9 protein-coding genes are annotated in these 10,411 nt (G+C 48.1%); 4 read left to right on the top strand and 5 right to left on the bottom strand.

Annotated features, from left to right (window positions below; all coding sequences use genetic code 11):
- The first annotated feature begins 251 nt into the window (after positions 1–251).
- From AB7D94_RS14180 to AB7D94_RS14165, 4 genes are all read left to right on the top strand, one after another.
- Positions 252–1,667: a sigma-70 family RNA polymerase sigma factor gene (locus tag AB7D94_RS14180; protein ID WP_420266593.1), complete on the top strand. Its 1,416-nt coding sequence runs from the start codon at positions 252–254 to the stop codon at positions 1,665–1,667.
- 527 nt (positions 1,668–2,194) lie between these two features.
- Positions 2,195–3,901, top strand: coding sequence for a hypothetical protein (locus AB7D94_RS14175; RefSeq protein ID WP_420266592.1), 1,707 nt, complete (start codon positions 2,195–2,197; stop codon positions 3,899–3,901).
- Positions 3,852–4,355 carry an FG-GAP repeat domain-containing protein gene (locus tag AB7D94_RS14170; RefSeq protein ID WP_420266590.1) on the top strand — a complete coding sequence of 168 codons (504 nt, stop codon included), beginning with the start codon at positions 3,852–3,854 and terminating at the stop codon, positions 4,353–4,355. Before AB7D94_RS14175 ends, AB7D94_RS14170 begins: the two co-directional genes overlap by 50 nt.
- Positions 4,356–4,458: 103 nt before the next feature.
- A complete protein-coding gene (locus AB7D94_RS14165; protein WP_420266589.1) occupies positions 4,459–4,902 on the top strand; it encodes a hypothetical protein in 444 nt (147 codons plus the stop codon).
- A 259-nt stretch (positions 4,903–5,161) separates the two neighbouring features.
- On the opposite strand, the gene glnE is transcribed toward AB7D94_RS14165, so the two are convergent.
- The 5 genes from glnE to AB7D94_RS14140 form a co-directional block, all read right to left on the bottom strand.
- Entirely contained in the window at positions 5,162–7,945 is a 2,784-nt protein-coding gene (gene glnE, locus AB7D94_RS14160; RefSeq protein ID WP_420266588.1) for a bifunctional [glutamate--ammonia ligase]-adenylyl-L-tyrosine phosphorylase/[glutamate--ammonia-ligase] adenylyltransferase, read from the bottom strand.
- The gene (locus AB7D94_RS14155) at positions 7,914–8,759 is read right to left on the bottom strand and encodes an ABC transporter permease (protein WP_420266587.1); all 846 of its coding nucleotides are present in this window, start codon (positions 8,757–8,759) and stop codon (positions 7,914–7,916) included. Before AB7D94_RS14155 ends, glnE begins: the two co-directional genes overlap by 32 nt.
- Positions 8,760–8,790: 31 nt before the next feature.
- Positions 8,791–9,762, bottom strand: coding sequence for an ABC transporter permease (locus tag AB7D94_RS14150; protein WP_420266586.1), 972 nt, complete (start codon positions 9,760–9,762; stop codon positions 8,791–8,793).
- A gap of 86 nt (positions 9,763–9,848) precedes the next feature.
- Positions 9,849–10,100, bottom strand: coding sequence for a type II toxin-antitoxin system RelE family toxin (locus tag AB7D94_RS14145; RefSeq protein WP_420266585.1), 252 nt, complete (start codon positions 10,098–10,100; stop codon positions 9,849–9,851).
- Positions 10,084–10,311, bottom strand: coding sequence for a ribbon-helix-helix protein, CopG family (locus tag AB7D94_RS14140; RefSeq protein WP_420266584.1), 228 nt, complete (start codon positions 10,309–10,311; stop codon positions 10,084–10,086). Before AB7D94_RS14140 ends, AB7D94_RS14145 begins: the two co-directional genes overlap by 17 nt.
- Positions 10,312–10,411 lie beyond the last annotated feature (100 nt).

The raw sequence follows: 10,411 nt of genomic DNA, 5'->3' as shown, positions 1-10,411 counted from the left end.
GCCGGAATGACAAAAATAAGGGCGGTGACAAAAATAAGGGAGGCAATTTCTAATGCGATTGCCCTGGTCCAGCAGTGAAAATTCCAATTCTTCGAAATAGGGCTTGGCGGCGATTGATTTTACCATTTATTTTATGCTACAATGCGTGATTGTGCTTTGTGAAATGTTTGAGCTGGCTGATAGTGCGCCGATAAATGGCCGATAGTGGATAGTGTGCTGACAATGGGTTATATGCCCCGGGAGATTTGTTGATGAAAGAGAAGGACATTTTTGAAGAAATAATCAGTATAGGAAAAAAACGCGGTTCGCTGACCTATGATGAAATAAACGATGCCCTGCCGTCAGAGTTTTTCTCACCTGATGAGATTGAAGACCTCATGGATCTCCTCCAGGACATGGGGGTAAAGGTCGTTGACCATGACAATGCGGCACCTGTTTTAGAAGCGGAAGATGAAATCGAAGGATACGAAAAAACTGAAGACCTCGTTCAGGCATATTTCCATTCGATGGGCGACATTTCTATCCTCAGCAAAGACGAAGAGACAGAACTTGCCAAGAGCCTTGAAGAGGGTCGGGAGATTATTAAAACAATCGTTACTTCGTTCTCTATTTACAACAGGTTTGAGGCTGGCCTTGACCTCAGCGACGATACCCTTCTGGAAGACGAACGGGCGGAAGAGGCGTTGAAACTTACACTTGAGCGCCTTGATGAACTATTTGAACAGATAACCCTCTACGACAACAAGGTAAGGCCGTTCGGCACGTTTGATGATGTGGCGGCGATTGTAACGACGAAAAATTATTCCAATGTCATTGACCCGGCATACGTTGAAGCACTATATAAAGAGATCAAATATGAATCTAAGCGTATTGAATCTGAGATAGGCATAAGGATTGAGGACCTCAAAAGTAAATGGGACCGTGTCTCTAAGGCTAAAGAACTCGTCAGCAAGGCAAAAAACGAACTTATCACAAGGAATCTTCGCCTTGTCGTTAACATAGCAAAAAACTATGTGGGCAGGGGACTTCCCCTTCTCGATTTAATCCAGGAAGGCAACATCGGCCTTATGAAGGCGGTTGACAAGTTTAAATATGAGAAAGGGTTTAAGTTCAGCACATATGCCACATGGTGGATAAGGCAGGCAATCACCCGCGCCCTGATTGACCAGACAAAGACTATTCGCGTCCCCGTCCACATGATGGAATTTTACAACCGCGTTACGAAGACCTCAAGGGAGATAACACAAATACTTGGCAGAGAGCCTACCAACGAGGAAATCGCGCAGAAGCTCGAAGTACCCCTGAAGAAGGTGGAAGAGGTTTTTAGGGCAATCCAGGACCCCATAGCCCTGCAGACGCCGGTTGGCGACGAAGACACAGAACTCGAAGATTTCATAGGCGATAAAAACAGCCCATCCCCGTTTTCCGACGCCGAAAAGAGCGAGGCCTCAGAATATGTCCAAAAAGTACTGCGCACACTTTCTGCTAAGGAAGAGAAGGTTATCAGGATGCGCTTCGGCATAGGTGTTGACAGAGACCACACACTTGAAGAGGTGGGAAGACATCTCTCCATCACCCGCGAGCGCGTCAGGCAGATTGAGGCAAAGGCCCTCAGAAAACTCAAACACCCCAGCAGACTAAGGGCATTGAAAATCCTGACGATTTAGTATGCGCTTAGGGCAACTCACTTACGTAATCTACGTAGAGGTACGGTAGAATACCTAAAAAATCCATACCATGTAAGAAGAGCCGCGACTAGTGGCTGCCGATGTATGGAGATAAGTACACTGGCATATCACCGCGGATTGCCGTAAAAGCTCTCAGGCTTAGCCGTAGGCTCTGGATGTTAGTCGCGATGAGGTCTGCATCCAAATATGTTCTCAACTCCGACCATACAATCTCCAGATAAACCCCCATGTTGTGAGTTAAAGGTACAACAAGAATTGCTTAATTATATCGCCTCCGTTTGTCTGTTAAGAATTGTAAAGAACGTAGGAGATTTGTTTTACAAAACTTTACAAAAACCTGCCTAATCTTAACCCCTCTTTACGAAGTATCCATTTATACTATAATTAACATGGTTGAATGACACGTAGTGTCAGGCCATGAGTAAGTATTCTAAGGAGGTCTGCCATGATGACACTATTGCAAGACATGATATCCCTGAAGTTAAAACTATCATAAGGAGGTAATTATGAAAGTAAGACTATTGTTAGGAGTAGTTTTTATTGTCATGTCAACGATATTAATGCCAGTTATATGCAGTGCAGCGGGTAGATCAATGGACCCAGCCTTCACCATGAGTCAGACACTGTCTGATCAGGCCCAGATTACTACCATAGCATTTGCCGGACTTGGGATGATGACTGGAAATCTCGACTCACAGTCTTTCTTTCCCCCGGGCAAGGTAGCGGACTATACCGGATTTCAGTACCTGCGCGACAACGACCCCGACAACATGGGCCACAACACCAGTTTTTTAACCCGTGTTGCCAACAACGTCATATACATCCTCAATGACGCACAGTTCGCAAAACTAAAGGCACTTGCCTCTGCCCAACAAAATCAGATAGCCCTCTACGGCTATAAACGCTTCTCCCTGATGAGCGCATTTCGTCGTCTCCTCACTGGAGATATTCCTACAGGGTCTTCCGGCCTGAATCTCAATGCCGTAAGGAAGGCATCTGAGGGGCTATACACAATTGACGGGCAAATCAGCTTTGACCGCGCCGTACTCTATGCCGATGTTATCAATTCAATGACCTCCACACAAACGGCGTATCTCAATGCCATGAAGGGCAAGGGGTTTAACTCATGGCCGAACATCACAGACGATCAAATTAGCGCAAGGATGTCAACGCTGCCCCAAGGAACGGCCACGAATGTGATGACCTATGCAAGCGACATATTCAGTTGGTATGCCGGTTCCATAGATGCCGACGTGTATTTTTGTCCCGAGCGCCACGGGACTTACTATGGCTCTTTCTACATGAAAGACGCCCCTGCCGTTGGACATGAAGGATACAGCATCAGTGAGCAGCTCACCGCTACCGCGGGGCTGGCCCTCAGTGACAGCTCACAGGGATATGTTACACAATCTCAGGCCTCGGTGATGTCTTCTCTCGTAGATACGCAGAGAAACAATCTATATGCATCAAGCTCATCCAACATCGTCTCAATACGAACTCAAATAGCCACTCTTCTGAGAAGCCTGCGCACATCCACAACATCCTCTGATGCTGTCAAAACCCATGTGTTGGCATTGTCGGCAACATACGGCGACCTTGACGGGCAGAACAACTATAGCTATGCCACTGTTTTTGCTTATGTCTATAGCACTCTGACAACAGACCAGAAGACCAAGCTCATAGCCCTGAGAAAGTCATTTCTCTCGGGCACCTATTCGGACAACACCACTTTCGACTTCACCGTTGCTACCACACCGTATCTCTATTCCGATGTAATCACTGATATGAACTCACTGACACCGTATATATCCAACACAGACTATCTGTTTTTTGAGCCTTCCACAAAGACCTTTACGGTAACACCGTCAGCAGGTTCTAATGGGACAATAAGTCAGTCAATAGCTCAAACTGCCAGCTACGGCGATACGATACAATTCACGGTTACGCCAAACACAGGATACACTGCCTCTGTAGGCGGTACATGCGGCGGCGTATTATCTGGCACTACTTACACCACAATGCCAATCACCGTTGATTGTACTGTGAAAGTAGCCTTTCATCACCCCGTAAGGGATCTTGATGGTGATGGAATGAGCGACATTCTATGGCGTAATTCTACTACGGGGCAGGTTGCCGCGTGGCTGATGAACGGCGCTAAGATTAATGGCCCAGTCGCCGTTTATCAATCGCTTGGAGCTGACTGGCAAGTTTAAAGCAGTAGCAGACTTTGATGGTGATGGAAAAAGTGATATTCTTTGGCAGAATTCCACTACGGGTCAAGTAGTAATATGGCTGTTGAATGGTACCTCAATTAAGAGTTCTGTCTCTATAGTCTCATCACTTGATGCTGCTTGGCAGATTAAAGGAACAGGAGACTTCGACGGTGATGGAAAGGCTGATATTCTATGGCAAAATTCTACGACAGGGCAAGTGGTGATATGGCTGATGAGTGGTACTTCGATAAAGAGTTCAGTCTCTGTTGCCGCATCGCTTGACTCGACATGGCAGATTAAGGGGACAGGTGATTTTGATGGCGATGGCATGAGCGATATACTTTGGCAGAACTCTTCTTCGGGACAGGTTGTAATATGGCTTATGAGCGGTACAACTATTAAGAGTTCGGCCTCTGTGGCATCATCGGTCCCATCTGGATGGATTATAGAATAATCTGTTTCTGTTGAGGACGGGAAAAGCATTGCTTTCCCAATTTACAACTGCGGAATATCTTCAACGATATACCGTAATCAAACTTTAGAAAGGAGATTAAGCCATGGAAAAGACAGTGATGGTTCTTATGCTGGTATTAAGTTTGTGGACTTATGAAGCGATGGCACAGCAACCTCAAAATCAACAGGATCTTGCGGGACTAAAAGAGCCACCTCCTCAGGCATATGAAGATTGCAAAGGCAAGAAATCGGGTGATACAGTTGAGCATACTACACGGGAAGGCAAGGTTGCGGCAACATGCGTGGATTCACCAAAGGGTTTAGTTGCCAGACCAGGTCAAATGCCGAACTCAAGCTCAGAGAGTCGGATTCCACCGCAACCTGCTATTGATGCCTGTACGGGGAAATCCGATGGCACTACCTGTAATATGAACACTCCGGGCGGTGCTGTTACAGGAATTTGTGTCTATACACCGGACAGAAAATACTTTGCATGTCATCCCGGCGATATGAAACAGCGGGCGCCACAGCAGGGGCTTAACAAATAGCCGCGGCCTTCTATGTAAGCGGAGACCCCGGCGATATTGTTCTACCGTCGCGTAGGTCTCTCGCTTCATAGTTTCATAGCCGCACAGAGTTACGGCAACGTTTGCACATAAGAGATTATGTGAATAGAGGCGGGAGATCATAACTATGTTTTGGAGGCAATTATGAAAACAAAAATTCTGGTAGTAATAAGTTTTTTGGGAATCATAATGTTTATGGCTGCTGCATACCCCTTTTTTCTACTTTTCTGTGGCGAATCAGCTATCTCAGCAACTGAGCTATTGTTGACGCCGTCTCCTGCATGAACTGCTCCAGATGGGTTTTGAAATATCCCTTGTCCCTAAAGTCCGCCGCTATTGTCTCAAATATATCACTGCCCGGCGTGATTGTCTTTTCCCCTCGCAGGCGCATTAATGTCTCTATGCCGCGATAAAACATATAATCGTTTAACAGTTTTTTACCGTCTATTTGCCCTATTATGCCGCTTTTTATAAGCCTGTGCAGCGCCGACGCCGTGTTTTGTACCAGTATGGCAGGGTGGCTTGCCGCGTGCTTTAACTGTTTAAACTGAACAAGGAACTCTATGTCCTCCACCCCGCCCGGAGATAGTTTAATGTCAGGGGCACTATATGGCGTGAGGCGCTCCTTCATTATCCTGCCGCGCATCGTGATTATATCCTCTGCGGTTATGTGCCGCCCCCGCTGGAGAAATACCGCATTTCTCATCTCCATAAAGCCCTGCCTTATCGGGAGGGCCGCCGCTATTGGCCGCGCCTTCAGGAGCGCCTGCACCTCCCATATCCTTGCATGGTGTAAGTAGTAGTCCCTTATGCCGTCAAGCGTGTTCACCAACATACCCTTTGAGCCGTCTGTCCTGAGGCGTGTGTCAACCTTATATGTGTATCCCTCCTTCGTGTATGACGACAGCAGCCTAAGCGCACGCTGTGCCGCCTCTGAGGACGCGGCGCCGTTTTCACCTATAAATATTATATCAAGATCAGAGTTTATCGTTATCTCCCGGCCCCCTAGTTTCCCAAACGCCGCGACATAGACATCCTTACCGCCATCCACTGCGGCCATGACAATAGACTCGGCCACCTTGGCCAACCCCTTCATCAGATTGATTATCCCTATACGCTTATCCAGATACAGCATCCCTAAGCGCAGCTCCTCCATCTTTCTAAACCGCGCCAACGCCTCCGATTGTGAGTTTCTTATCTTCAATACCGCCATTGACTCATCAACCATTGCCCTGAGCGTCTTTCTGATAGGTGTGCCCCCGGCAAGCATGTCAATATAGCCTATGTCACCCATCAGAATGGACGACAAAAAGGGACTTTTTGAAAACACACCTGTAAGCGCACCGATTAGCCCCCTGTTCGCGCCGAAAAGCCCCAGATACGATACGCTGCCGGAGGTGGAAACTACCTCAGTAAACCGCTGCAGATTACAGAGCGCCATCTCAGGGTCAGAAGAGTTTAATGCCAACTCCGCAAACTCCGGGATTATCGCCCCCTGCAACCGCCTCATTGTAAGGGTCTGAAATGAATTCATTGATTCCTTAATTTTTCGCAGGTAATACAGCACCTTGCCGGGATTTTTTACACGTCTTTCCTCTAATTCCACTTTAAGGGCGTCTTCGTCATATGTATCCAGCAGGGTTTGGCCCCCCTGGTCATTTGACACCTCAAAGAGTGAGTTATATATCCTGTTTACATCAGTGCGCCTCTGGTGAAGGTCGGCCATGAATACCGTTGAGTCTGCCGCCCCCATCTTCCTTGCTGTGCCTTCAAGGGCGCCCGGTTCAGTTGACAGCGTATGCGTCTGGATGTCGTTGTTCATCTGAAGGCACTGCTCAAGCCGCCGTAGGTAGAGATAGTGTTCAGAAAGGACAGAGAAATCATCACAGCCTATGAGATTTTTCTGGCTCAATCTGTGTAGGGCCATGACAAGCCCGCGTTCCCTCAACAGCGGCTCCTGCCCGCCATAGACCAACTGCAGCGCCTGTGCAAAAAACTCTATCTCTCTGATGCCGCCATAGCCTTTTTTTATATCGTACCTGTTAAACGTAGAGTCAATTTTCTTTTTTAACTGTTTGATTTCCCCAATTGAGCGCGTGTCAATGTATTTTCTAAAGACGAATGGCGCAATCATATCAAGAAAATCCCTGCCAAGCCCCTCATTCCCTGCCACGAGACGCGCACGAATGAGGGCAAGGCGTTCCCACTCCCTGCCCCATGACTCATAGTACTGTTCATAGCCACTGAGGGGCAGGGATAGTTCGCCCTTGCTTCCCTGGGGCCTCAGCCGTAAATCAACACGATAGACAAACCCATCGGCGGTGTTCTCACTGAGCAGCCTGCTCACAGATTCGGCCGTCTTACAGAAAAACTCGTGGTTTGTTATCCGGTTAATTCGCAAGCCGTTTGGGCTTACCACGCCAGAGGTCTGCCCTTGGGGGCATTCGTAGACGAACATTAAATCAATGTCAGAGCTGTAGTTCAGCTCCGAGGCACCGAGCTTTCCAAGTGCGATGACAGAGAGTTTATCGCTTTGCGGGTCGCCGTATATGTTATTCAAATCCATGACAGTACGCCTGAGGGCAGCCTCTGATATGACATCGGCAAGAAGGCTGAGCGCTGACATGCTTTCTTTGATATCAGCCGTGCCACTGGCAAAGCGAAGGCTTATTTTTAACAGGTGCCTCTTCTTAAAATTACGCAGATACGCGCCGTATGAATCCTTTTCAATGTCATTGGGGGCAAGTTCATCTTTTAAAGACAATTTATCAGTAGGTGAGTCCGCCTCTTTAAGGCTCCGGAGAAATATGTCCGGATTGTTTAGTGCATATGCCGCAAGAAACTGCGTGTAAGCGAATAAGGAGGCCGCGCCCTGCAGCTCTTTGTGTGTGAAGGCGTTAACATGCTCAGGGTTGGCAGTGGCAAAGGCGTCGAGATTATTGAGAGAGCGTACCGGGTCAGGGGTCTCTGCGGCATAGTCTTTGAGTAATTGATTAGGAGCGCTCATCCCATAGACGCGGGTCAAAAATATCTCTCAACCCCTCGCCAAGCAGGTTATATCCCATGACGGTAACGAGAATCGCAAGGCCGGGAAACACGGAAAGCCACCATGCTATCTCAAGGTTGTCCTTGCCGGCCGAGAGTATATTGCCCCAACTGGGCGTGGGCGGCTGAACCCCGATGCCAAGGAAACTAAGCGCCGACTCCACAAGCACCGCCGCCGCTATACCAAGCACGGCTGAGATTATCACGGGTGCCATGCTGTTAGGAAGCATGTGTCTCATGATTATCCTCAAATCAGACGCGCCGGAGGCCTTTGCGGCAAGCACATATTCCCTGTTTTTGAGCGATAGAAACTCCGCCCTCACAAGGCGCGACACCCCCATCCACGAGGTCAACCCTATGACGGCCATGATGTTCCAGATGCTGGAGTCAAGAAACGCGATAACGGCAAGTATCAGAAAAAACGTGGGGATAGACAGCATTATATCAACAAATCTCATGACCGCCATATCAACGGCCTTGCCATAGTACCCTGCCACCGCCCCGATTGCAATCCCCACGGCCGTTGCAATACCGACTGAGACAAACCCTACCGACAGTGAAATCCCCGCCCCGTAGAGCATCCTGCTAAGGACATCTCTTCCGAGGTCATCAGTGCCAAGCAGATGAGCGCGGCATGGAGCTGAAAGCACGCTATGCCGGTTGACGGCCTCCGGGTCGTATGGTGCGATAAGCGGTGCCAGTGCCGCGGCCAAAAACAGGCACAGCACGATTATCCCGCCCGTGACGGCCATCTTGTTTGACCTGAGTCTGTCTATGACCGCGTTTGTCTTCATATTGAATTTTCTTATTTTTCTATCTCCGGGGCTATCTTCTGGTTCGCGGGTCAACGGCCGCGTACCCCAGGTCTGCAAACAAATTCCCCAAAAGCGTAAGGACTGCCCCGATAGTCAGGATGCCCATTACGAGCGGGTAATCCCTTGACATGACGGACATGTAAAAGAGCTGCCCCATGCCGGGGATGGAGAAAACCTGCTCAAATATAACACTGCCCCCAATCAGACCGGGCACAGAAAGCCCCATGATTGTAACAATAGGAAGCAGCGCGTTTCTAAGCCCGTGCACATATATTACCCTTTTTGATGTCAAGCCCTTTGCCATTGCCGTTGTCATATAGTCCTGCCTGATTACCTCAAGCATGGAGCCTCGCATATAACGTGAAATGCCGGCAATCCCGCCAAACGACGACACAAAGATGGGAAGGATAAGGTGCCTTAATATATCAACAACCTTTCCCTGAAACGAAAACTCGGCAAACCCCGCCGATTTCAGCCCAGCAACCGGCAGCATGTGAAGATGTACGCCAAAGAACATCATCAGAAGGAGGGCAAGCCAAAACCCCGGCATCGCAAACCCCACAAACACACCCACAGTGGTAATCCTGTCATACAGCGTATGGCGGTGTACTGCCGATGATATCCCGATAGGTATAGCAATGGCAAGGATAATAAGCAGCGAGGCGATATTAATGTATAGCGTTATAGGGAGCCGCTCCTTAATCTTAGTCCAGACCGCCCTGTGGTCGGAGGAGAATGACTCGCCAAAATCAAGCATGACAACGCGTTTAAGCCACAGGGCATACTGGGTGGTAACGGGCTTATCGAGGCCATAGTATTTCTCCAGCTTAGCGCGAGCCTCCGGTGTAATCTTAGGATTAAGGTCGGTCAGGACGTCGGTAGGTTTACCGGGGGCCAGATGTATTATCGCGAAACTGATGATGGTGATACCCGCGAAGGTGATAACCATCTCAAGGGTCTTCTTTGTCAGATACGTAAGCATGGTAGTAAGTTTACAATTAAATGCGAAGGAGTTTCAAGGACTGTGTGGGGGGCACTGCCTTGTCTACTTTTCCTTTTAATGTGCTGTCATCTGTATATTTCTTTCCTATGCCCAACAGATACAATCCACACTGTGGATTTCTCTATCCAGTAAATAATACGGTAATCGCCGACCTGTAAGCGGTATTTTCCTTTGAACTTTCCTTCCAGCGGCTTTCCAGTCTCACGGGGATTTTCATAGAGTTTATTCAGGGCATTGAGGATTTCTACGGCTGCTTTTGTTTCAATCTGCTTCAGTTCCCTATATGCCCGAATATCCCATTCAATGCGGTAAGCCATATTCTTTTAACACATCCTCGTGAGAGATACCTTCAGAGAGAGACGCAACCCGCATGTCGCCTAAATACTCATCATACTTGTCGAAATACTGCTTCAATGCCTGCTGAACTATCCAACTTTTGCTTACCTGCAGCTCCTTAGCATAGACATCAAGGGTGTCAAACACACTCCTGTCCACTTTTGCCGAGATCATCACTTTAGCTGCCTTCATAGTAATATATGGTAATATTTCTTAATACTAAAAAACAAGTGGTTTAGTCCAGCGATTCTCGGTGAAGGCAAGAACGATACTGGTAGTATGTATAGTATAA

This window comes from Candidatus Magnetominusculus dajiuhuensis (assembly GCF_046044395.1).
Classification (GTDB): domain Bacteria; phylum Nitrospirota; class Thermodesulfovibrionia; order Thermodesulfovibrionales; family Magnetobacteriaceae; genus Magnetominusculus; species Magnetominusculus dajiuhuensis.
This window is presented reverse-complemented; position numbering and strand designations above follow the sequence as displayed.